This is a genomic window from Pseudomonas sp. LB3P14 (assembly GCF_054898045.1).
Map to the genome: position 1 here is coordinate 3,661,199 of NZ_CM142714.1, position 23,027 is coordinate 3,684,225.

Consider the following 23,027-nt stretch of genomic DNA (forward strand, 5'->3'; position numbering starts at 1 on the left):
CGACTGTCTTGCGGCGTGGGTTGCTCGATCACCCACGCTCGGACGGCACCGACGACAACTCGAACGGGCTGCTGCTGCGCCGCTGGTTGCGATCTTCCCGCGGCGTGGCGCCGAAGAAGTTTCGGTAGGCGCTGGAGAAATGCGGCCCCGAAGAGAAGCCACACGACAGGCCGATCTGGATGATCGACTTGCTGGTTTGCATCAACATCTGCCGGGCCTTGTTCAGGCGCAACTCCAGGTAATACTGGCTCGGCACACGGTTGAGGTATTGCTTGAAAATCCGCTCCAACTGCCGACGGGACACGCACACATGCTGGGCGATTTCGTCGGTGGTCAGCGGTTCTTCAATATTGGCTTCCATCAGCAACACGGCTTGCGTGAGCTTCGGATGGCTGGAACCGAGACGGTTCTGCAGCGGAATGCGTTGGCGCTCACCGCCCTCGCGGATGCGCTCGACCACCAGTTCTTCGGACACCGCACCCGCCAGTTCGGCGCCGTGATCACGGGCCAGCACGGCCAGCAGCAAGTCGAGTACCGACAGGCCACCGCACGCGGTCAGGCGATCGCGATCCCAGTCGAACAGATGACTGGTGGCGATGACTTTCGGGAAACGTTCGGTGAAATCGTCCTGCCAGCGCCAATGCACGGCCGCGCGATAACCGTCGAGCAAACCCAGTTGAGCCAACGGATAAACACCGGCAGACAAACCACCGATCACGCAGCCAGCACGCACCAATTGTTTCAACGAACTACTGAGCGCCGGCGCGAGTGAGGTCGGTGGCTCATCGGCGAGCAGGAATAGTTTCTGGAAGTTTTCGAGCTTGCCGGCCCATGGCTCACCCGGCAATTGCCAGGCGCCTTCGGTCGGTGGTTCGGCCTGCAAAAACGACAGTTCGTAGACAACGTCCGGATGCACACGCTGGGCAACACGCAAGGCCTCCTCAGCCAGCGCAAGCGTCAGTGCTTTAGTGCTGGGCCAAATCAGGAAACCAATTCGATGGGCAGTCATGGCGGGCAATCCGAAACGAAAACAGTGTTAGAAGCCGAAAGCGGCTGCAACCAAATTAGACCATCTGGCGCGCGGTGCGCAGCATGACCTAATTTGGTGCGTAACGGGAGCGATTACTTCAGGCTGCCCGAGAGGAATTGTTGCAAGCGTTCGGACTGTGGATTGACCAGCACCTCACGCGGGTTGCCACTTTCTTCGACGACACCTTTGTGCAGGAACACCAGCTGGTTCGACACTTCACGGGCGAAGCCCATTTCGTGCGTCACCACCACCATGGTCCGGCCTTCGAGGGCCAGGGCCTGCATGACTTTCAGCACGTCGCCGACCAGTTCCGGGTCGAGCGCCGAGGTCGGTTCGTCGAACAGCATCACCTCGGGCTCCATCGCCAGCGCCCGGGCAATCGCCACGCGCTGCTGCTCGCCGCCGGACATGTGGCCCGGATAAGCATCCTTGCGATGCGCCACGCCGACCTTGTTCAGGTAGTGCTCGGCCTTCTCGCGGGCTTCGGCCTTGGACATGCCAAGCACGTGCACCGGCGCTTCCATGATGTTTTCCAGCGCGGTCATGTGCGACCACAGATTGAAATGCTGGAACACCATCGACAGGCGCGAACGCATGCGTTGCAGCTGTTTCGGGTCGGCCGCCTTCAGCGCGCCGTCCTTGTTGGCGACCAGTTTCAGCTCTTCGTTGTTGAGCAGAATCTTGCCCGCGTGCGGCTGCTCGAGCAGGTTGATGCAACGCAGGAACGTACTTTTGCCGGAGCCACTGGAGCCGATGATGCTGATCACATCGCCAGCCGCCGCTTTCAGGGACACGCCCTTGAGCACTTCGTGACTGCCATAGCGTTTATGCAGGTCTTGGACTTCAAGTTTGTACATGCGGTCGGTTCTCACAAAAACAGTCAGTCGTTGAGCAAGCGCCCGTGACGCAGCGCTTCGCGCCCCGCCACCTTGGCCAGCCAGAAACCGGGTTGGGCATAACGCAGCCGTTCAATGGCAAACAGCACCCCGGACGTACCAGCACACACCGTGCTGACCCGATCCGATAACGGATCGATCACTTCGAAAATCTCGTCACCGGCTTCGACCCACTCGCCGGGCTTGCGCAAAAAGCTGATCACGCCAGGGTGCGGCGCGAACAGCAATTCGGTGCCTTCGAACGGCATGCCTTCGCACGCGTCCTGCGCAGGTTTTGGCCATTCGCCGCTGATCAAACCCTGCTCGGCGAGGAATGCGAGAATGCCTTCGGCATAAGCCTCAGCCTCAGGGCGACCGGTATCAGACTGACCACCCAGCTCAATGGTAGTCGCCAGGCAAGCCAGTGGAATCTGTGCATCCGGGAACAGACGCGACAGGCGCAGCCAAGGCAATGAACAGGCTTCATCAAAGGAGCTGCCGCCGGAATCTTCCGCCAGCAGACCCACTTTCACATTCAGGTGCGCGGCGAGCGAACGCCATTGCGGCCAGTGTTGCGGCAAGGTGTACATGTGCAGCGCCGCTTCGCAATCGCAGTGCAGATCCAGCACGACATCGGCGGTGCAGGCATGGCTGAGCAAAATGCGCTGCATGCCTTGCAACTGACTCGCGGCCGGTGGCAATGCGGCCAGCGCATCGCTCATGGCCTGACGGATCAAGCGAATGTTGGTGTGCGGATCATCGCCCAGATGCCCTTCCAGCGCAGCGGCCACCGGCTCGCTCAGCTCGACGAAATCCCGGTTGAAATTCTTGCCGCTGCCCGCTTCGAAACGCCCTTGATGACTGCCTTGCAGCAGTTGACCGAGGCCCAGTGGATTGGCCACCGGCACCAATTCGATCACACCGTTGAGCAAGCCTTGGGCTTCGAGCTCGGTCAGGCGCTTTTTCAGCTCCCAGGCCGTGCGCATCCCCGGCAATTCATCGGCGTGCAGGCTGGCCTGGATGTAAGCCTTGCGCTCGCCACCGCCGAAGCGGAACACCGAAATCTGGCGCTCGCTGCCCAGGTGGCTCCACGGCAATGCATGATCGATGCGTTCCATATCAGTGCTTCCGCGGGGCCAGATAGCCCAGCCAGCGGCGCTCGGCCAGTTTGAACAGGCGCACCAGAATGAAGGTCAGGCACAGGTAGAACACACCCGCCGTGATGTAGGCTTCGAACGGCAAGTAGAACTGAGCGTTGACCGTGCGCGCGGCGCCGGTGATGTCGATCAGGGTCACGATGGACGCCAGACTGGTGGTCTGCAGCATCATGATCACTTCGTTGCTGTACTGCGGCAGCGCCCGGCGCAGGGCCGACGGCAGCAGGATGCGCTTGTACATTTTGTAGCGCGACATGCCCATCGCCTTGGCGGCTTCGATCTCACCGTTCGGCGTGGCCCGCAGGCTGCCGGCGATGATTTCAGCGGTGTAGGCGCTGGTGTTGATCGCGAAGGCCAGGCACGCACAGAACGTGGCGCTGGACAGCCACGGCCAGAGGAAGCTTTCACGTACGGCTTCGAATTGCGCCAGACCGTAGTAGATCAAAAACAGCTGCACCAGCATCGGCGTGCCGCGGATCACGTAGGTGTAGAGCCAGGCGCTCATGTTGACGACCGCGTTCTTCGAGACGCGCATCAAGCCCAGCGGCAAGGCGCACAGCAGGCCGAACAACAGCGACAGCGCGAGCAATTTGAGGGTAGTCACCAGGCCGCCGAAGTACAGCGGCAAGGCCTCCCAAATGACGTTGTAGTCGAAGATCATAGATCAGCCGCCCTTACGCCTACCGAGTAGCGCTTCTCAAGGTGACGCAATGCCAGCAACGAGACACTGGTGATCACCAGGTACATCGCCGCCACTGCGAGGAAGAAGGTGAAAGGCTCGCGGGTAGCATCTGCCGCCTGCTTGGCCTTGAACATCATGTCTTGCAGACCCACCACCGAAATCAGCGCGGTGGCCTTGGTCAGTACCAGCCAGTTGTTGGTAAAGCCCGGAATCGCCAGGCGAATCATCTGCGGCACCAACACCCGGAAGAACACCTGAAAACTGCTCATGCCGTACGCCATGCCGGCTTCTGCCTGACCTTTAGGGATCGCCATGAAAGCGCCACGGAAGGTTTCCGACAGGTACGCACCGAAGATGAAGCCCAAGGTGCCGATACCGGCGGCCAACGGGTTCAGGTCGATGTAGTCGTCAAAACCGAGCATCGGTGCGACACGGTTGAGCAGGTCCTGACCGCCGTAAAAAATCAGCAGGATCAGCACCAGGTCGGGAATACCGCGGATCACCGTGGAATACAGGTCGCCCAGCCAGGCCAGCCAGCGAATCGGGGACAGACGCAGCGCAACGCCGATCAGACCCAGAACAATGGCCAAGACCATGGACGACAAGGCGAGCTGAAGCGTCAGCCATGCGCCATCGAGGATGACAGCCCCGTAGCCTTTCAACATGATTCAGGTCCTCGAAAGTTGGGATGAAAAAATGGCGCAAACCTCAGAGATCCTGTTGCTTGCGCCATTTCGGACTTGTCACCGGGACGTATTACTTGCCGTAGATATCGAAGGCGAAGTACTTGTCCTGGATTTGCTTGTACTTGCCGTTCTCGCGAATGGCAGTGATCGCGGTGTTGATCTTGTCTTTCAGCGCGTCACCCTTGCGAACCGCGATACCCACGCCGTCGCCGAAGTATTTGACGTCGGTGAAGGCCGGGCCAACGAAGGCGAAACCTTTGCCGGCGTCGGTCTTCAGGAAACCGTCATCCAGCAGCGTAGCGTCTGCCACGGTGCCGTCGAGGCGGCCGGCAGCGACGTCGAGGTAGATTTCGTTCTGCGAACCGTAAGGCTTGATCTCGGCACCCAGCGGGGCCAGGACTTCACGGGCGAAACGCTCGTGGATCGAACCACGTTGTACGCCGATGTTCTTGCCCTTGAGCTCAGCCAGGCTGTCGCTGACGGGAGTACCAGCCTTCATGACCAGGCGAGCCGGGGTGTTGTAGTACTTGTTGGTGAAGTCCACGGACTTCTTGCGGTCTTCAGTGATCGACATGGACGACAGGATCGCGTCGATCTTGCGCACCTTGAGTGCCGGAATCAGACCGTCGAACTCTTGCTCGACCCATACGCACTTGACCTTCATCTCTTCGCACAGAGCGTTGCCGATGTCGTAGTCGAAACCAACGATGCTGCCGTCCGGCGCTTTGGAAGCGAACGGAGGGTAAGCCGCCTCGATACCAATTTTCAGAGGCTTTTCATCGGCGAAAGTCGGCAGGGACAGCACGGACAGTGCCAGGGCGCCAAGCAGCACGAGTTTCTTCATCTTGGGACTCCATCGGTAAAGGGCTAAAACGGCAGAGTGAGCGACAGCCCAATATGCGAATGAGTGGAACCGCAAAGCGGTGCTGCGTCGTAGGAATCGCGCGCTTTTTTCAACGCGAGCAACAACGAGCGAGTGATCGGCATTCTAACGACAGGCCCGAAGCCGATATTTCTTCAATGCGACAACTAATTACAGAAGCACCGAGATAGCCGCTTGGGCGCGTTGACAGCCTTGCAAATTCATGCAAGAGCAAAAGACAGTGAACCGATCTATGCTGCAAATTGCGGGCCTATTATTGGCAAACCCTTCTAATCCGGCAAGCACAGCGTTGTGTCTTATTTTTTATGGGGGATGGAGAGGCCCGATGATGGGGCTTCGCGTTTCCCAATGCCCCGGATCGGCGCGGGCGGTTACACATTCAGTTACTTGAAAGGTGATGGGTAACAGTGGGAATGAGCCTACAGACGAAGTCGATAATTATTGGCTCTCCATTGATCGTTCCCACGCTCCGCGTGGGAATGCATCCCGTGACGCTCTGCGTCACAGCGCTCACGGCGGACGCAGAGCGTCTACGGCGGCATTCCCACGCAGAGCGTGGGAACGATCAGTACGAAAAAAAGCCCCGCCAGGCGCAATGCCGGGCGGGGCTTCGATGACTCAGGAACGGCGGGTTAAGCGACGTTCATGGTCTTGTGCGTATCAATCAAATGCTGCACCACACCCGGATCCGCCAGGGTGGAGATATCCCCCAACCCATCGTATTCAGCCGTAGCAATCTTGCGCAGGATCCGGCGCATGATTTTGCCCGAACGGGTTTTCGGCAGACCCGGTGCCCACTGAATCACATCCGGCGAGGCAATTGGACCGATCTCTTTGCGTACCCAGTTTTTCAGTTCCAGACGCAGTTGCTCGCTCGGCTCTTCGCCACCGATCAGAGTGACGTAGACATAAATGCCCTGCCCTTTGATGTCGTGCGGCACACCGACCACGGCCGCTTCGGCGACTTTCGGGTGGGCGACCATCGCGCTTTCGATCTCCGCGGTGCCCATGCGGTGACCGGACACGTTGAGCACGTCATCCACGCGACCGGTAATCCAGTAGTAACCGTCTTCGTCACGACGCGCACCGTCGCCGGTGAAGTACATGCCGCGGAAGGTCTTGAAGTAGGTATCGACGAAGCGGTCATGGTCGCCATACAGCGTGCGCGCCTGGCCTGGCCACGAATCGAGAATCACCAGGTTGCCCTCGGCAACGCCTTCGAGAATGTTGCCCAGGTTGTCCACCAGTGCCGGCACCACGCCGAAGAACGGACGTGCAGCAGAACCCGGTTTGAGGCCGTGAGCGCCCGGCAGCGGGCTCATCATGTTGCCACCGGTTTCGGTCTGCCACCAGGTATCGACGATCGGGCAACGGGACTGACCGACATTCTTGTAGTACCAATCCCACGCTTCCGGGTTGATCGGCTCACCGACCGAACCCAGCAGACGCAGGCTGCTGCCATCAGCGCCTTCAACGGCAGCCTTGCCCGACGCCATCATCGCGCGGATCGCGGTCGGCGCGGTGTAGAGGATGTTGACCTTGTGCTTGTCGACGATCTTCGCCACCCGAGTGATGTCCGGATAGTTCGGCACGCCTTCGAACAGCACCGTGGTCGCGCCGTTGGCCAGCGGGCCGTAGACGATGTACGTGTGGCCGGTGACCCAACCGACGTCGGCGGTGCACCAGTAGATTTCGCCCGGGCGGTAGTCGAACACGCGCTCGTGGGTCATGGCCGCATACAACAAGTAACCGCCGGTGGTGTGCTGCACGCCCTTCGGCTTGCCGGTGGAACCGGAGGTGTAAAGGATGAACAGCGCTTCTTCAGCGCCCATCTCTTTCGGCGCGCAGACACTGCCCGCCACTTTCATCAGGTCTTCGTACCAGATGTCGCGATGCTGGTTCCACTTGATGTCGCCACCGGTGCGCTTGCACACAATGACCTTCTGAATGCTGCTGGTTTCCGGGTTGGTCAGCGCGTCGTCGACGTTGGTCTTGAGCGGGATCTTCTTGCCGGCACGAATACCTTCGTCGGCGGTGATCACCACTTTGGATTTGCAGTCGATGATCCGGCCGGCCAGGGCTTCCGGCGAGAAACCACCGAACACCACCGAGTGAATCGCGCCGATCCGGGTACACGCCAGCATGGCGACCACGGCTTCGGGGATCATCGGCATATAGATAGTCACCACGTCGCCGCGGTGCACATCCTGGCCGCGCAGGGCGTTGGCGAACTTGCAGACTTCTTCGTGCAGCTCGCGGTAAGTGATGTTGCGGCTTTCGGCCGGGTCATCCCCTTCCCAAATAATCGCGATTTGATCGCCGCGCTCGGCCAGATGACGGTCGAGGCAGTTGTAGGAAACGTTCAGGGTACCGTCGGCGAACCATTTGATGTCGACATGGTGATCATCGAAGGAGGTCTGTTTCACCGTGGTGAAAGGCTTGATCCAGTCGAGGCGTTTGGCTTGCTCGCGCCAGAAGCCGTCCGGGTTGACGACGGACTGCTGGTACATGGCCTTGTAGGTCGCCTCATCAGTCAACGTGTTGGCCGCAACCTCGGGACGAACGGGATACAGAGAAGCCGCACTCATCTTTCTTACCTCGGTGGAATAGTTGTTTTTGTATGACCCAGTTGTAGCCGGACCGGGCCTATAGAACCATTCGACGATGGTAGTAACAAGCCCCTACAAAATATCGTGATAAGCCCAAAACAAGTCTGGAACGCACGTCCCGAACAAAACGCAACCCCTGTAGGAGCGAGGCTTGCCCGCGAAGAACGATAACGCGGTCCACCTGAAAAAACCGCATCGTCAAGATCGCCAGCAAGCCAGCTCCTACAACGTTATTCGTTGATTGTTACGAAATCTGTCAAAGGTGTTTATCAAAAGCACGCCTATATGAATGCAACCCCCCCGCCTAAAATCAGCCTCGCCAACAAGGCAACGTGATTAACCAAGTTGCAGCCCCCACGAAGGCAGTTAATCCAAAACCTAGTACTTAAGTTCCACACGCAACCCCAAAAAGGTTGCGTGACCCCACTCGACCTCTAAAAGGTAAATTTGAAATGAAAGCTTTATTAGTTCTGGCCCTCAGCAGCCTGTGCGCAACCGCCATGGCAGACGAGGTCCCGACTGATGTCGCGCAGCAGCAACCCGCCATTGAGGAATACACTTACTCCACTCACCTGGACATCGCCAAAGTTATCTCCATGAGCGAAATCCCGAACGTCTGCGAAGTTGTTCCGGCGAAAATGGAATACGACGACTCCAAAGGCCAACGCCACATTCTGCGTTACAGCGTCATGGGTAACGGCTGCTCTAACGGCTGATCACCCGCTCTCCCCTTAACGGTTCGACCCACCCGCCTCGCTCTTTAAGGCAGATGAAGCGCCGAACCGTATAGATCGTTTTTTACGATTGTTTTTAGCGTTTATCTGCGCTTTTTAATCGAATTATCTGGCGTAGTATCAATTCCATACCCAAGGCACAAAACGCCAACGAACCTGGAGCCACTACCATGAAAACCAAACTGATCCTCGCCCTGACCCTCTCTGTCCTGGCCGCTAACACCTTCGCCGCTGACGGTTACGACCGCACTGGCTCGGCTACTTACACCACGCAAGCGGCTGTCGCTTCTGACGGTTACGACCATACAGGCTCGGCGTCCTTCGCTTCCGATGGCTCCGATCACACGGGCGCTGCCAAACTTGCTTCCGATGGTTTTGATCGCACTGGCGCCGCCAAAGTCGCCGCTGACGGCTTCGATCACACCGGCGCTGCCAAGGTCGCTGCGGATGGTGCAGACCACGTGGGTGCAGCCCGCCTCAGCTGATCATTGAGCGTGACTTTACAGCCCGATTACGGTCGGGCTTAGTTGTGTCTGGGGGCATCGAAAAGTGACTCAAAACACAACATGTAGTGAAAAACGTGGTTTTTTGGCTGTTTTTTGAACAAAAAAATGGCTAGCCAAAATTTATGAAAAAAAATCTTCACTCGCGACATCCAGCCAAAGCCCTGTAAACCCTCGCTCCGACCGAAAAACCCTCCTTCTCGACCGCACCATGCGCGGATTCGCCCCACCACGGCCGCAAAAATTTCCTTATAATGCCGCCTTAAACGGGCCTGCAATATTCCCTTACAGGGATAACAGCCAGTCTGAAGCCCACGCCGAAGTCTTCACCGATTTCTGCGCCGTCAGAGGCTCTCGGAACCCCGTACAAAATTATGTTTATTTGCCTGCGTGTACCGCTGCAAAAAACGCTATCCAATGCGGCCAGTACGGTCGTGTGAAAAACCAACCTATCAGTTTTCACACGGGCATCTGGCCCTCACGCAGGAGACGACACGTCATGCTGAGCTGGGACGAATTCGACAAAGAAGACAGCGGCGAAACCGTGGTGAAAGGCGCCAACGCCGGCCACGCAACTGAAGCCAACATGGACCGCCTCGACACCGCTGGTGGTGTTGCTGCGCAAGAAGCCCGCGCTGTAACCGCGTCCGACTCCGCCGCCATCGCCCGTGCCAAAGCTGCCCTGGACAACCTCGACATCGCCGAAGGCCTCGCCGAACTCGAAGGCGCTTCCGCCCGTGTGGCGGTCGACGAAAAGCGCATGATCAACTGCCGCGCCGACCTCAACCAGCTCGTCCCGTTCAAGTACGACTGGGCCTGGCAGAAGTACCTGGACGGCTGCGCAAACCACTGGATGCCGCAAGAAGTCAACATGACCGCCGACATCGCCCTCTGGAAAGACCCGGAAGGCCTGACCGACGACGAGCGCCGCATCGTCATGCGCAACCTCGGCTTCTTCTCCACCGCCGACTCCCTGGTTGCCAACAACCTGGTGCTGGCCGTGTACCGCCTGATCACCAACCCGGAATGCCGGCAGTACATCCTGCGCCAGGCGTTCGAAGAGGCGATCCACACCCACGCCTACCAGTACTGCATCGAATCGTTGGCCATGGATGAAGGCGAGATCTTCAACATGTACCACGAGATCCCATCGGTCGCGAAAAAAGCCACCTGGGGCCTGAAATACACCCGCTCGATCTCCGATCCGAAGTTCGAAACCGGCACCGTCGAAACCGACAAAGAACTGCTGCGCAACCTGATCGCCTACTACTGCGTCCTGGAAGGCATCTTCTTCTACTGCGGCTTCACCCAGATCCTCTCCATGGGCCGCCGCAACAAAATGACCGGCGTCGCCGAGCAGTTCCAATACATCCTGCGCGACGAATCCATGCACCTGAACTTCGGCATCGACGTGATCAACCAGATCAAAATCGAAAACCCACACTTGTGGGATGCTGAAATGAAGGAGGAAGCGAGCCAGATGATTCTGCAGGGGACTCAGCTGGAGATTGAATACGCGCGTGACACCATGCCTCGCGGCGTGCTGGGCATGAACGCGGCGATGATGGAGGACTACCTGAAGTTCATCGCTAACCGTCGGTTGTCGCAGATTGGTTTGAAGGAAGAGTATCCGGGGACTACGAACCCGTTCCCTTGGATGAGCGAGATCATGGACTTGAAGAAAGAGAAGAATTTCTTTGAGACGCGGGTTATTGAGTATCAGACTGGTGGGGCGTTGAGCTGGGATTAAATACTACTAATTAAACGAAAAAGCCACCCGTGGAGTCGCATCAAAAGCTGAAACCGTCTCATTAAAAAATGAAATGGCGCGCCAAGATGAGGCCTCTGCCACGTCAGAAATGGAAGGCAGAGGTCAGTTATAAACACCGCTCAACTGGATGCTTCAACCAGACAATTTCTTCAACACAGGGTGACCGTGTATGAAGCTGGTGGGCAGGGTGGCCAAAAAAAACACAGCCCCGCGCTCAAAGTCACTAAGCCGTGAAAGTTTTTCATTCACCGCGAATTGAACGCACCAAAACAATGCAAAAATAAATGAAAGCCCAAGCAAAAGCTTGGGCTTTCATTTAGCCGTGGAAGCTCCAACTGTCCGAAGTAGATTTATGGGTACGCGCAGCCCGCGCGGATGAAGGATCAACAGCACAAAGGGGCCCGATAAATCTATGAGCATGAACGAAGCGGATACCCGTTACCATCTGATTGACCCTGTGCTGCGCGACAAAGGTTACGTCAGCCGTGAACGCATCACGCTCGAAACCATCCTTACCCCAGCCCCGGTCGAACCCAGTGGTGCAAAAGGCCGTCGCCGCAAGGGTCCAGGGCGCACGGACTATCTGCTCTGCGTGCAGGTGGGCGAGATGCCCAAAGCGCTGCCCGTCGCCGTGCTTGAAGCCAAGAAAGAAGGTGAAGACCCGCTCAAAGGCATGCAGCAAGCGAAAGGTTATGCTGATTGCGAACGCTTCGATGTGAAGTACGTTTTCGCCACCAATGGTCACCGCTATGGCGAGTTCGACTGCGTCTCCAGCTTGCAAGGCGGCCCTTTCCAGTTTGTCGACTTCCCACCGCACGCTGACCTGACCGCACGTTACGCCAAAGACACGGGTATCAACATGGCCCGGCCCGAGGCCGCTATGCTGTTCCAGGCTGACAGCCCAGCATGGGCGCTCTCCCGCTACTACCAGGATGCGGCAATCCGCGCAGCCTTTGAAAAGATCCTGATTGATCAACAGGCTGGAACGCCTCCACGCGTGCTCCTAACGCTAGCCACCGGTGCTGGCAAAACCATCATCGCCACCAACCTGTTGTGGCGCATGAGCCAGGCGGGGCAATTGCCAAAACCTGCGCTGTTCCTGTGCGACCGAGATGAATTGCGCACACAGGCATACGCCAAACTTAAAGCCGCTTTTGGCGACAACGCCCGTGTAGTCAGCACCGAGCGTGGCGGCAATAGTGCGAAAAATGCCCGCATCCACATCGCCACCTACCAGACACTTGGCCTAGATGATGATGACAGCTTTGCCAGCTTTCTGTCCGAGCACTACGGCGAAGATGCGTTTAGCGTCATCATCATCGACGAGTGTCACCGCTCAGCCTGGGGGCGCTGGTCCGAGGTTTTGAAACGCAACCCCAACGCCATTCACATCGGCCTGACCGCCACACCACGCAAACTGGAAGAATCCAAACACGCCAGTGCTGACGATCAGGAGATCACCGCCAACAACCGCAAGTACTTTGGCGAACCAGTGTACGAATACACGCTGTTTCAAGCACAGGAAGACGGTTACCTCGCCGCCTGTGAAATCGTCAAACGCAAGGCCAGCATCGATAACGCCACCTTCACCAAAGAAGACATCCTCAAAGCAGGCGCCAAGGACATCAAAACTGGCCTGCCGCTGACTGCCGAAGACCTGACCAAGAGCGAATACACCGGCAAAGACTTCGACAACGAACTGTTCATCGAGCTGCGCACGCCCAAGATGTGCCAAGACCTGTTCAAGCTCTTGTGCGAAAACGGCGGGCCGGAACAGAAGGTCATCATCTTCTGCACCCGTGAAATCCACGCCGACCGAGTGGCCCAGCACATGAACAATCTGTATGTGCGCTGGTGCAAGGAACAAGGGCAGACGCCGAAGGATCATTACGCATTCAAATGCATGGGCGGCGCCAACAACGGTTCGGACATGATCGAACCCATGCGCGGCTCCGGCGAACGCGCTTTCATCGCCTGCACGGTAGACCTGCTCGAAGCGGGCGTGGACATCGAACGCCTGAATGCTGTGGTGTTCTTTCGCTACCTGCAATCACCGATCAAGTTTTACCAGATGATCGGGCGCGGCACGCGTATCCACGAAGAAACGCAGAAATACAAGTTCTGGCTTTACGACTACACCGACGTTACCAGCCTGTTTGGCACCGACTTCATCACCAAACCGCCGCGTCCAGGCGGTGGTGGCAAGGGTGGTGGGGATGATGGAAGTGATACGGGTAGCGGCTACGATGATGGCCCAGCCGTTGCCGAGATTGGCGGGCAATCCGTCATTATCAACGCACAGGGACACTTTATCTTCAGTCGCCGCGATGGCCGCGATACGCCGATACCGGTGGATGAATACCGCCGCGAAGTGATCCTGCGCGTGGTGAGCGAGGCGCATAACCTCGATGACTTCCGCGCCCTGTGGATTGAAGCGCAAAAGCGCCGCCAACTGATAGACCACCTGCTGGGCGACAATTTCAGCCCGGAAGTGATTCGAGAAAAAGACCAGATGAACGATTTTGACCTGTACGACTTCTTCGGCCACCACGGTTATCACGCTCGCGCCCTAAAGCGCCCTGAGCGTGGCGAACTGTTCGTCTGTAATAATGATGCCTGGTTCAACGCCATGGATAGAAAAACCGCCATCGTGATCAAAGGCCTCGGCCACCAGTTCGCCCAAGGTGGCACCGATGCGTTGGAAAGTCAGAACCTGTGGGAAGTGCCCGAGATCAAGCTGGCAGGTGGCTTAAATGCTTTGCGTGGCTTGGGCGCGCCTGCGCAGGTGATGCGCGAGGCTAAGGCGAGGTTGTTCGGAGTATGAGCGAGACAAAATTAGCAGACGTCGCCCACGTAATAATGGGGCAATCGCCTGATGGCACTACATATAACAAGAATAGAGTAGGTTTTCCGTTACTAAATGGCCCAGCTGAGTTCGGTGCAACCACCCCCGTCGCTGTTCAATGGACTACGGCGCCATCCAAAATCGCGGTACGGGGAGATATCCTCTTTTGTGTGCGAGGCAATACGCTCGGGCGACAAAATATCGCCGATCAGGAATATGTCATCGGACGTGGCTTAGCGGCAATTCGAGCGCGCAAAGACAAAGCTGATACAGACTACATTGGTCTTTGGTTAAGGCACAAGGCAGATGCCTTGTTAGCGGCTGGCAATGGATCAACATTTCCAAGCGTGTCAGGTGAGTTTCTTGAGGCGCAACCATTTCCAGAAGCTAATGAACGAGAGCAACGCCAGATAGCCGTTCGCCTGAAAGCCCAACTGGCCGAAGTGGAAACCGCCCGGCAGACGGCGCAGACCCAGTTGCGAGAAGCTGCTGCACTCAAAAAGCGAGCATTGGAATCCTTGTTTTCGAGCTTCCCGAATTGGGCGCCCATTGGTGATGCTGCAAAGCTGCAATCCGGCTACGCTTTCAAAAGCGACAACTTCAAAACGAGCGGTGTGCATCTTTTGCGCAACGCAAACATTCTTCCGGGCAAGGTGTATTGGGATGATGCTGTCTTCTTGAGTCAAAGCGATGCAGTGATGTACCCAAGCTATGCGCTGAGCAAGGGCGACGTGCTAATTAGCTTGGATCGTCCCATTATTTCGAGCGGCATCAAGATCGCGCGGGTGGGCGCAGATGATCTGCCCGCACTGTTGGTTCAACGAGTCGGCAGGTTTCTCCTTGATCCGCAGAAGCTCGACGCCGACTATTTGTACGCCTATCTCCAGACCGACCTTTTCATATCCAAAATCTCAGGCCACGATCAAAGCCTTGGTGTTCCTCATATATCGCCATCGCAAGTAGAGGCGATCGAAATACCGTTACCCGAGATATCTATCCAGAGGAAACTTTCGAAGCAATTGAACGACGTGATGAGTACTTGGCAGGTTGCGGTAGCCGCCCTGCAATCACAATTAAATGACCTTTCGAAATTGCCTAAGGCAATACTCGCGCAAGCCTTTGAGGTGTAAGCATGGCCAGAAAAAACACAACTGAGAAACAACCCAAGGCCATTGCCTCCACCCAGTCGCTTTCCAGCTTCGTCAAAAGCATCTGCGATGTGATGCGCCGCTCCAACTGCGCTAGCGCCTTGCAATATGTACCGGAACTGACCTGGATTCTGTTTCTACGCATTCTCGATACGCAGGAAGCCAAGGAGCGCGAAGAGGCCGAGGTCTTGGGCAAGAAATTCTCGCCCGCGCTGCACAGCCCTTACCGTTGGCAAGACTGGGCTGCGCCCTATTCCGAGAAACCCGGCCACCCAAAAACGGCTGAGGGCTGGCTCTTCGGTTGGAAGCGACAGGAGTTATTTGCGGCGGGTGACGGCAAACTATTCGAGTTTATCAACAAGGAATTGCTGCCCCACCTACACAGTCTGGACATTGATATCCGTACAGGCTTGCCCAATCCAGCGGCGAGTCGCAAGCAGCGCATCATGGGCCGTACGATGACGGCGGTGGAAAAGGTGCGCGTGGATAGCGAAGCCAATCTGCGGGATATCCTCGACAAGGTTCACCAGATCAATGTCGACCATGTGGACGACCAGCACTTTTTCACCTTGTCGCAGGTGTATGAAGATTTGCTGCTAAAGATGGGTGAGAAAAATTCCGACGGCGGCCAGTTCTTCACTCCGCGCGAGGTGATCCGCGCCATGGTGCATACGGTCAATCCTCAACTCGGACAGACTGTATACGACCCCTGCTGTGGCACTGGCGGTTTTTTGGCCATTGCCTATGAGCACATCGCCCGGCAGTTGGGCCAAAGCGCCACCAGCACCGACATCGACACCCTCAAGCACGACACTTTCTTTGGTCGCGAAAAAGAGAATCTGGTGTTCCCGATTGCGTTAGCGAATTTGGTGCTGCACGGCATCGACCAGCCTAATCTGTGGCATGGCAACTCGCTGACCCGCCGTGCCACTTATGCGGCGTTGTTCGACCAAGCACCAAAGACCTTTGATGTGATCCTCACCAACCCGCCGTTTGGTGGCAAGGAAGGCAAGGATGCGCAGAAGAACTTTGCCTATGAAACCAGCGCCACACAGGTGCTGTTCGTACAGGACATTCTTGGCGAGCTAGCTGCCAAAGGCACTTGCGCTATTGTGCTGGACGAGGGTCTGCTGTTCCGCACCAATGAAAGCTCCTTCGTTGAAACCAAACGCAAGCTGGTAGATGAATGTGATTTATGGGCCATCGTCAGCCTGCCCGGTGGCGTTTTTTCTACCGCAGGCGCGGGCGTAAAAACCAATTTGCTATTCTTCACCAAGGGCAAGAAAACCGAAAAGACGTGGTACTACGACCTGTCTTACGTGAAGGTCGGCAAAAAAACGCCACTGACTTTGGCGCACTTTGGCTTTGCCCCGGATGGTTCGGTGTTGGCCGATGCGCAATTGCCCGCCATCCTTACGGCCGACTGGCTGACCGATGAGGCTAACACAGGCAAGCCCTTCCCCAGCTATGCCCGCATGTTGGTGCAGCGTGGCAAGCCGGAAGGCGCAAGCCGCTATTCCTGGACAGTGGATTTCGCCGCCCGCCGCGCTAAGGCGCGGGCCGAAATGCAGCCGCTGCTGGATGACGCTGCGCAAATCAAAGCCACAGTTGTGGATTTGAAAGAACAGCTCAAACGCTTGAAAAAAGACAAAGCCAGCGACGCTGAACTGCTGGCACTGACCACAGAGATTCAGGAAAAAGAAAAAACTGCACGAGACCTAGAAACAAAAGCTGCTGATATTGATGCCGCCGTGTTCGACTTAAAGGCTGTCAATCCGACCGCCGTAGTCGATGTGGACACCCGCACACCACGGCAAATCATCAGCAATATCGAGGAGCAAGGGCGAGTCATCAGTAATGCCCTGAATAGGCTTGCCGCACTGATGACAGTGACTGACTGAGCAACCGTTGAAATTAGATATGGCCCCTTCTAGCGAAGGGGCCATGTCAATTTCGGCTATCTGAATCTCATCAGTGCTCGGTCGGCAGACTAACTGAATATAGCCTTGGGCTTAGCCCTATCCCACTCCTTGCGAGCCTTGCTGTAGTCCGCCTTGATGCTATCAAACAGGGCTAGCTCGTTAGTCACCACTTCGAGGGTGAGCGGCACCTCGTGAAAATCTTCGGAGTGTGAATGTGCGTCGATGTAACGTGACAGTGCCGCCATCCGGTCATGTACACGTAATGCGATAGCATCATCGAAGAAAACCTGATTCAGCGTGAACGTAATGTTCTCTCGCCACCGGCGCACCACGTTGTTGAACAGTTTTTTCTGAATAAAATCTTCATAGGCCGTCCGCAAGCTACCACATGCCTTTTCCAACGCATCACGCTGCGGATCTCCGGTCAGCGTCCGCGCCACGTCGAAATGTTTCTTCGCGCGATCATGCGCGGCTCCTTCATAGTGTTCGTGCGGAAAAGCCAGCTGGTCGATGGCACCAGGCACATCGTCGTCGTCACGCCACACCGTGCGTCCCGCAAAGGCCACACCCTTGTCCTCAGCGGCGGTCGCCAAGTAGTTAGTGAACAGAATGTCGTGGGTGAAGACGATGACCTGCCGTCGCGCCGCTTCGTCCACAAGACGTTGAGCGATCAACTCCTTGCGCACGTGATCCATGGACGTAACCGGATCATCAAAAATGACGCCGGAGCAGGCACCATTGAGTTCGATCTCTGTTAGGAAGTCCGCCAGAGCTGCCGCAGTCTGTTCACCCTCACTCAGCACACGGGAAGGATCAACACCGGCCGTTCCAGCAGTGCTAATTTCGATCTTCCGATCCGTATTGCCTGCATCGCCAGCGAAGCGAAATTGCACGGGCAAAGCTAGTTGCAGCGCCGTGCAGTTCTCCATAAAGCGAGCAATGAAGCCTTTCGCAACCAATTCAGTCACAAGAGCTTTCTGTTTGCTTGTGACCTCACGCTGAATGCCCGAGAAGCCACGAAGACATTGATTCGCCTTCTCCACCCATTTCATATCTTCGACTGCGGCGGCAATATCGTCGTATTGACTAGCAAGCCAATGCCGGTCGTTCAGAAGCTGCTGCTCCAACAGCAGCGCATCGATCAGTGCCTTGGGGTCACTGAGCCGCAGTTTTTCATTGTCTTGCCGCAAGCGCTCGACCAAAGCGGTGATACGCGCTGAAACGGTGTCATATTCCAGTAGGGAAAAAACCGGACTGGAGACATTCGCAACCGCCTGGGTCAAGGTCTCGATGACGAGCCGATAACCTTCCACATAGTTCGTGACGTCAGCTTCCAGCGCGGCATCGAGTTCTTGCAGCGTACGGCGCGCGGCGCTTTCCTGAGCGAAGAAAGCCACGTTCACCTTACTCAAGGTGACACCATAGTTGGTCATTGTCTTATGGGAGTCAGCCAGCTGTGTCTCAACGTCGCTGGTAGCCATCTGACAAAACCGCGCCAAGCGATCTGCACTTTCTGCGTCGAGGACCTGATGGCACAACACGCAACGCGCACCATCAGACTTGGGCGGAAATGTGTCATCTGGGTAGGCTTCAGTGTTATAGGTAATCGCGGCAGACAGCAGGTCTCTCCATGCATGAGTGCCAACAGGCTGCACGGGCTCCTCGCCGAACTGGGCCGCAGATAATGCCGCTCCTTTTTCGATGAGCGCACCAATCTGTCTCGCCGCCTCGCCCACGCTGGTTACGGTCGCGGGCATGACGCCGGCGGCCAAAGCAGCAATAGACGTTTTGACACTGTTCAGATCGACGATGCGTTGCTCGTTCTTCTTGATGATGTCTTTTGGGTCGGTGGTCCTCAACTCGGTCAACTGCTGCTCAATAGCCTGGAGTCGGGTTGTTTCGGCATCGCCAAACACCGCAAGCTCCTTCAAGCGCACAAGGTTTGTCTGAGCGGTCAGCATTGCCAGTGCAGTCGCAACCTCAGACAAACTGTCTTGGATCGCAAACTTGTCCGCCACCGGCGTGCGCCGAGTGATTTGTTCACGTAGCTTGGTTTGTAACTTGCCGAACGCCGTCACCATCCGTGGGAAAACGTCGAAAAGATAGGGCATAACCTGAAATGCGTTTCGATCATCCAAATGCACACGTATGCAGGTTGAGTCGAAGACGGCGAAGCCGTCACGCAGCCGCTGGCAAGGCTCTTGGTGCACAAAGGCAACGCTCGCCCCGTCGTCGAAGGTAAACGTAGCTGTTGGCTTGGGCTGCTTGCTCTTCGCAAGTTTGACATCACCCAGGATGCTGGTCTCTTTTGATCGCGTGAAACACGCGGATTTCAACACGCGCGCATAACCGGACTTTCCGGCACCATTCGGCCCATAGACCACCGTGAGCTTGGGGCCGAAGCTCAACGTCTCGCCAGCCGCGAGCGCATTGACCCCCGATACAGAGGTCATCGCGGTAAGGGGGCTGAGCAGTGCCGCCGCGCCTCCCTGGTGCTGCGGCAAAACCATGTCCCAGCTCACCCGTACCGCATCTGATTCACCGAGTCCCTGATCGATCAGATACTCGCCGAAGACTTCCTCCAAGGATTCATCGGTCAAATCAACAGCTGCCACCAGTTTGCTGAGCAAGAAGTGCTGCCAATTTAGGAGCGTCTTACCCCATGCGGACAGTTCATCGAAAATATTGAAAGCCGATTCAGACATGGTGATTCCTTTCAATAAGACTGAGCCAAGTGAATGGTTTTTCCCGAATTGCGAGGTGCCGGCTCGGTTCAGATTTATGCTAGCCTGCAAGCGCTTTGGATATAGATCCAAAGGTGCATCACAAGCTGTCAAGCCCCAAGGCGGCATCCCAAGTGTAACAACCCAGGGTGACCAGCAATGCGGCCAGCAGCCCTCGGATACTTATCTTCATAGGTACTCCAAGTGTGACGCTGACACTATACGTCGATCCTAGCAATCGCGGCGAAATCGGAACTGGGTGACTGAGACCGATTGGACAATGTGAGGAACATTTGGGTTTATCCGGCCAGGCGGCTTGAGGATTGCCGCCATCCTAAGCCTGGCCGGTTGGCTCGAACAAGGATGTACGCTGATGCCAGAAAATTGGTACAAATCTCGGGGCTATCTGCACTTTGACCGCCCGATCAACCAGGTTGCGGCGCTAGATATAGTCTCAAGCCCTAAGACTGTCGCTAGGCATGCCTTTTACCCGTTCATTCGCTATGTCGCGCAAACACAGAAAGTGTTCTTCGACAAAAGCATTGGGAAGGTTGTCAAAAAAGACCCTAAGCAAAGGCCCATTTCCTACGCCGCACACGTCGACAGCCATATTTATTCGTACTACTGCGATCTGCTGAACCAGGCCTACGAGGACCGTCTGGCGAAGGTCCAGTGGGCCTCGGCAATCTTGGCGTTTAGAGCCCTTGGCAAAAGCAATATCGATTTTGCTCGCGATGCGTTTCTGGATATCGCGGCGCGAAAGTCCTGCTGCGTCATTGCCATCGACATCAAGGGCTTCTTCGACAACCTAGACCATACGCACCTGAAAAATGCCTGGCAGGCGCTACTAGGCACCAGCCGCTTGCCCGACGACCACTACGCGGTGTTCCGATCCCTCACCAAGTATTCGTTCGTCTACAGGGATCAAGTCTACGAGACGCTGGGGCTCTCAAAGAGCAACCCCAAGCATGGCCGCAAGCGAATTTGTGAGCCCCACGAGTTCCGGGCCAAGGTGCGTGATGGCGACCTGATCGAAACCAACAAAGACAAAAAGGGTATCCCCCAAGGCTCCCCCATCAGCGCCCTGTTGTCCAATGTGTACATGATGGGGTTCGATGAGCAGATTCACGCCTATGTCGAATCCTGCGGCGGCGCCTACTACCGGTATTGCGATGATGTGCTGTTGATTGTGCCGCTGGAGAAGGAGGCAGAGGCCAAGGCCCTAGTCGATCTACGCGTCAATACGATTGGCTTGGAGATCCAAGCCGCCAAAACGGAGACCTGCAAGTTCACACGCTCCGCCAAGGGTTTTAGATCCGACCGACCGCTGCAATACCTGGGCTTTATCTTCGATGGGGCCAACATTTACCTGCGTTCATCGTCTTTAGCCCGCTATCAGGACCGCGTAAACAGAGGCATCTGGCTGGCGGGAAAATGTATGGACAAGGTCAATGCCAAACGGATTGCCAGAGGACAGCTGCCCCGCTCGATGTTCCTGAAGAAGTTGTATAAGCAGTATTCCTATCTGGGCCGGAGAAACTTCATCTCCTATGGCTACCGAGCCGCCCGGATCATGAACTCTCCCTCGATCAAGAAGCAGCTCAAGCCGCACTGGAACAGGCTCCGCGAACGCATTTCTGATGTTCAAGGCGAATGACAGCCTGTTGAAGGACGCTGCGGAGGGCAGTTAATCCAACCAAGCGACGCTAGAACTCCACGCTCAACCCCCGGATGCCCACGCTCTCGCAAAACCGCCCCAACGCGGTCAGACTCGCCCACGTTCTAACCGGCTCCCGGCGTGAGCGCACCGGCAACCAAAATCTGCCCAGCCGGATACTCAGGCTCCAGCCCTCGCCACCCGGCCCACGTGTCGCTCTAAATTCCCGCGCCGCCCCACTCTCGATCAACGCCACCAGCGTGTCCTGCTCCACCGCTTTCTTCATTTTCTCGCCCCCCTGAGCACTCAGGCTAGTGGTCGACACGCGCCTCAACCAGCTGGATAGCTTCCGGCCGACCAGCGACCGGGGTCTTGGCCACCAGTCCCAGTTGGGACTCTCGCCAGACACGGGTGAAGTGATGGAGGCGATTGACCATAACGGCCAATTATGCGCAGCCGCGTGCACTGCCGGGGGCCACCTCAAGTGAACTCATTCGGCGCCTATCCAATCTGTTTATTGAGGTAGGGAAGGCAGCCATGTGTTTTGACATGCACGGTATGTAGGTAGACCTCTACCATTGATACCAGCTCGGGATCAGACACGGTTACCACCCCCAGAAAGGCATCACCTCCGAGGATACAAGCCGTTTGCTCAGGTGTATAAGCTCGCTCACTGAACCCATGCTTTGGAAAAGTTCGTCTTCCATCAAGCTCAACCTGCGGGGTTCTCACATGGTCCCATACTCGGTGATGCAGATTGTTTTTGGTCGCCTTGCCGATATAGATAATCTCGCCTTCCGGCGAGCCAAAAAAGTACACCCCGCTCTTGGAACCAACGCCATCACCGGCCGCGAGGAGGCCTAAGTTTAGTGGATCTAACCAGTCCCCTATGGCCGGTCTATTTTCGCCGAACGCAAAATTGACCGTGACATCTGAAAAGAGGCTAGGGAGGCTATGAATCAGGCTTTCTAGGGCGGCATAAGCTTGTTGAAAATTCAACGATTTCTCCAGGTGATCAGTCCAGGGCTGAGCGAAAGCGGCGTAACGATTCCGCGCCCATAAATGCCATTTTGCGAGACCACGCTCCAACCTGTTCCACAGAGAGCAACGCACAAAGAGAGGTCGGAATGCCTACCTCTCGGTCAGTTTCACGCCTACTCACATCACTCAAGCATTTAAAAACATCACCACTTCGATGGCTCGTAGCGGTGACACTGGGTAACCCATTTTTTCGTTGACCGAAGAGTGAAGGCCTGCAAACCGTTCGTCTTTTCGAAGCTCACTCAACTGGTCCAGATATTTCAAATAAGCCCCCGTATTATTCACTCTGTACTGATGAGCCGCATGGCCATGAATAAAGCGATAGATCTTCGAATCCCAAATGGCGAAAGCATCGGGATTAACAAAGTGCAGCAGCTTGGATGCCCCTACCACCGAATTGTTGACTAGCGCCGCCAGCTCGGACAATTCGCATTGATTCAAAACGCCATTGACACGCGCTTTGTTGAGTAAGTTGGCTCCTTGCTGCAATGTCCGTTCAGCCGTTGGGTACAGATCCAAGATGGTCGGCATCCAGCCGTACACGATGTGCGCTCCGCAGACAAAATCCCGCTCGGTTAAGGCCGACTCTGTCTGCAATTGCGCGAGAATATGCGGGTAAGATCGAATGTAGGACTTCTTACGGTCTACCTTCGTTTGAGGCTCCAACAGAAATATGTCCTGCATTGGTTTGGGCTCCTGATTAACGTGAGTCGTGTTTAGATAAAGTGGGCTTCGAAAGGTAAATCAACGGCGAGTCGCAA

Annotated in this window: 18 protein-coding genes; 7 read left to right on the forward strand and 11 right to left on the reverse strand. The window is 56.4% G+C overall.

Annotated features, from left to right (window positions below):
- Window positions 1-28 precede the first annotated feature (28 nt).
- The 7 genes from argR to acs all read right to left on the reverse strand — a co-directional run bounded on the left by argR (window position 29) and on the right by acs (window position 7,901).
- On the reverse strand, window positions 29-1,009 hold the full coding sequence (gene argR, locus ACYZT5_RS17020) for a transcriptional regulator ArgR (protein ID WP_462052084.1): 981 nt from the start codon (window positions 1,007-1,009) through the stop codon (window positions 29-31).
- A 113-nt stretch (window positions 1,010-1,122) separates the two neighbouring features.
- Complete coding sequence (locus ACYZT5_RS17025) at window positions 1,123-1,887, reverse strand: ABC transporter ATP-binding protein (RefSeq protein WP_008154324.1); 765 nt, start codon at window positions 1,885-1,887, stop codon at window positions 1,123-1,125.
- Between the two features lie 23 nt (window positions 1,888-1,910).
- On the reverse strand, window positions 1,911-3,023 hold the full coding sequence (locus ACYZT5_RS17030; protein WP_462052085.1) for a M14 family metallopeptidase: 1,113 nt from the start codon (window positions 3,021-3,023) through the stop codon (window positions 1,911-1,913).
- Window position 3,024: 1 nt separating this feature from the next.
- Window positions 3,025-3,723 (reverse strand): ABC transporter permease, encoded by a 699-nt coding sequence (locus ACYZT5_RS17035; protein ID WP_462052086.1) that lies wholly within the window; start codon window positions 3,721-3,723, stop codon window positions 3,025-3,027.
- Window positions 3,720-4,409 carry an ABC transporter permease gene (locus ACYZT5_RS17040; RefSeq protein ID WP_008154330.1) on the reverse strand — a complete coding sequence of 230 codons (690 nt, stop codon included), beginning with the start codon at window positions 4,407-4,409 and terminating at the stop codon, window positions 3,720-3,722. The genes ACYZT5_RS17035 and ACYZT5_RS17040 overlap by 4 nt, the downstream gene beginning before the upstream one ends.
- Before the next feature lie 91 nt (window positions 4,410-4,500).
- Window positions 4,501-5,274 carry an ABC transporter substrate-binding protein gene (locus ACYZT5_RS17045; RefSeq protein WP_008154331.1) on the reverse strand — a complete coding sequence of 258 codons (774 nt, stop codon included), beginning with the start codon at window positions 5,272-5,274 and terminating at the stop codon, window positions 4,501-4,503.
- 671 nt (window positions 5,275-5,945) lie between these two features.
- Window positions 5,946-7,901 (reverse strand): acetate--CoA ligase, encoded by a 1,956-nt coding sequence (acs, locus tag ACYZT5_RS17050; protein WP_462052087.1) that lies wholly within the window; start codon window positions 7,899-7,901, stop codon window positions 5,946-5,948.
- A gap of 473 nt (window positions 7,902-8,374) precedes the next feature.
- Between acs and ACYZT5_RS17055 the strand changes: the two genes are divergently transcribed.
- From ACYZT5_RS17055 to ACYZT5_RS17080, 6 genes are all read left to right on the forward strand, one after another.
- Window positions 8,375-8,638, forward strand: coding sequence for a DUF2790 domain-containing protein (locus ACYZT5_RS17055; protein WP_038979415.1), 264 nt, complete (start codon window positions 8,375-8,377; stop codon window positions 8,636-8,638).
- Window positions 8,639-8,826: 188 nt separating this feature from the next.
- Complete coding sequence (locus ACYZT5_RS17060) at window positions 8,827-9,141, forward strand: hypothetical protein (RefSeq protein ID WP_462052088.1); 315 nt, start codon at window positions 8,827-8,829, stop codon at window positions 9,139-9,141.
- A 517-nt stretch (window positions 9,142-9,658) separates the two neighbouring features.
- Window positions 9,659-10,909, forward strand: a complete 1,251-nt coding sequence (locus ACYZT5_RS17065) for a ribonucleotide-diphosphate reductase subunit beta (RefSeq protein ID WP_008034875.1) — start codon at window positions 9,659-9,661, stop codon at window positions 10,907-10,909.
- Window positions 10,910-11,342: 433 nt separating this feature from the next.
- Window positions 11,343-13,754, forward strand: a complete 2,412-nt coding sequence (locus tag ACYZT5_RS17070) for a DEAD/DEAH box helicase family protein (protein WP_462052089.1) — start codon at window positions 11,343-11,345, stop codon at window positions 13,752-13,754.
- On the forward strand, window positions 13,751-14,905 hold the full coding sequence (locus ACYZT5_RS17075) for a restriction endonuclease subunit S (RefSeq protein WP_462052090.1): 1,155 nt from the start codon (window positions 13,751-13,753) through the stop codon (window positions 14,903-14,905). The genes ACYZT5_RS17070 and ACYZT5_RS17075 overlap by 4 nt, the downstream gene beginning before the upstream one ends.
- 2 nt (window positions 14,906-14,907) lie before the next feature.
- Entirely contained in the window at window positions 14,908-16,824 is a 1,917-nt protein-coding gene (locus ACYZT5_RS17080; RefSeq protein ID WP_462052091.1) for a class I SAM-dependent DNA methyltransferase, read from the forward strand.
- 89 nt (window positions 16,825-16,913) lie between these two features.
- Here ACYZT5_RS17080 and ACYZT5_RS17085 read toward each other — a convergent pair whose 3' ends face one another.
- Window positions 16,914-19,550, reverse strand: coding sequence for an AAA family ATPase (locus ACYZT5_RS17085; protein ID WP_462052092.1), 2,637 nt, complete (start codon window positions 19,548-19,550; stop codon window positions 16,914-16,916).
- Between the two features lie 391 nt (window positions 19,551-19,941).
- Here ACYZT5_RS17085 and drt2 point away from each other — a divergent pair, with 391 nt between their 5' ends.
- On the forward strand, window positions 19,942-21,225 hold the full coding sequence (drt2, locus tag ACYZT5_RS17090) for an antiviral reverse transcriptase Drt2 (protein WP_462052093.1): 1,284 nt from the start codon (window positions 19,942-19,944) through the stop codon (window positions 21,223-21,225).
- 49 nt (window positions 21,226-21,274) lie between these two features.
- Here drt2 and ACYZT5_RS17095 read toward each other — a convergent pair whose 3' ends face one another.
- From ACYZT5_RS17095 to ACYZT5_RS17105, 3 genes are all read right to left on the reverse strand, one after another.
- Window positions 21,275-21,511 carry a hypothetical protein gene (locus ACYZT5_RS17095; protein WP_462052264.1) on the reverse strand — a complete coding sequence of 79 codons (237 nt, stop codon included), beginning with the start codon at window positions 21,509-21,511 and terminating at the stop codon, window positions 21,275-21,277.
- A 215-nt stretch (window positions 21,512-21,726) separates the two neighbouring features.
- A complete protein-coding gene (locus tag ACYZT5_RS17100; protein ID WP_462052094.1) occupies window positions 21,727-22,224 on the reverse strand; it encodes a GIY-YIG nuclease family protein in 498 nt (165 codons plus the stop codon).
- Window positions 22,225-22,392: 168 nt separating this feature from the next.
- The gene (locus tag ACYZT5_RS17105; protein ID WP_196586956.1) at window positions 22,393-22,950 is read right to left on the reverse strand and encodes a hypothetical protein; all 558 of its coding nucleotides are present in this window, start codon (window positions 22,948-22,950) and stop codon (window positions 22,393-22,395) included.
- Window positions 22,951-23,027: the final 77 nt, after the last annotated feature.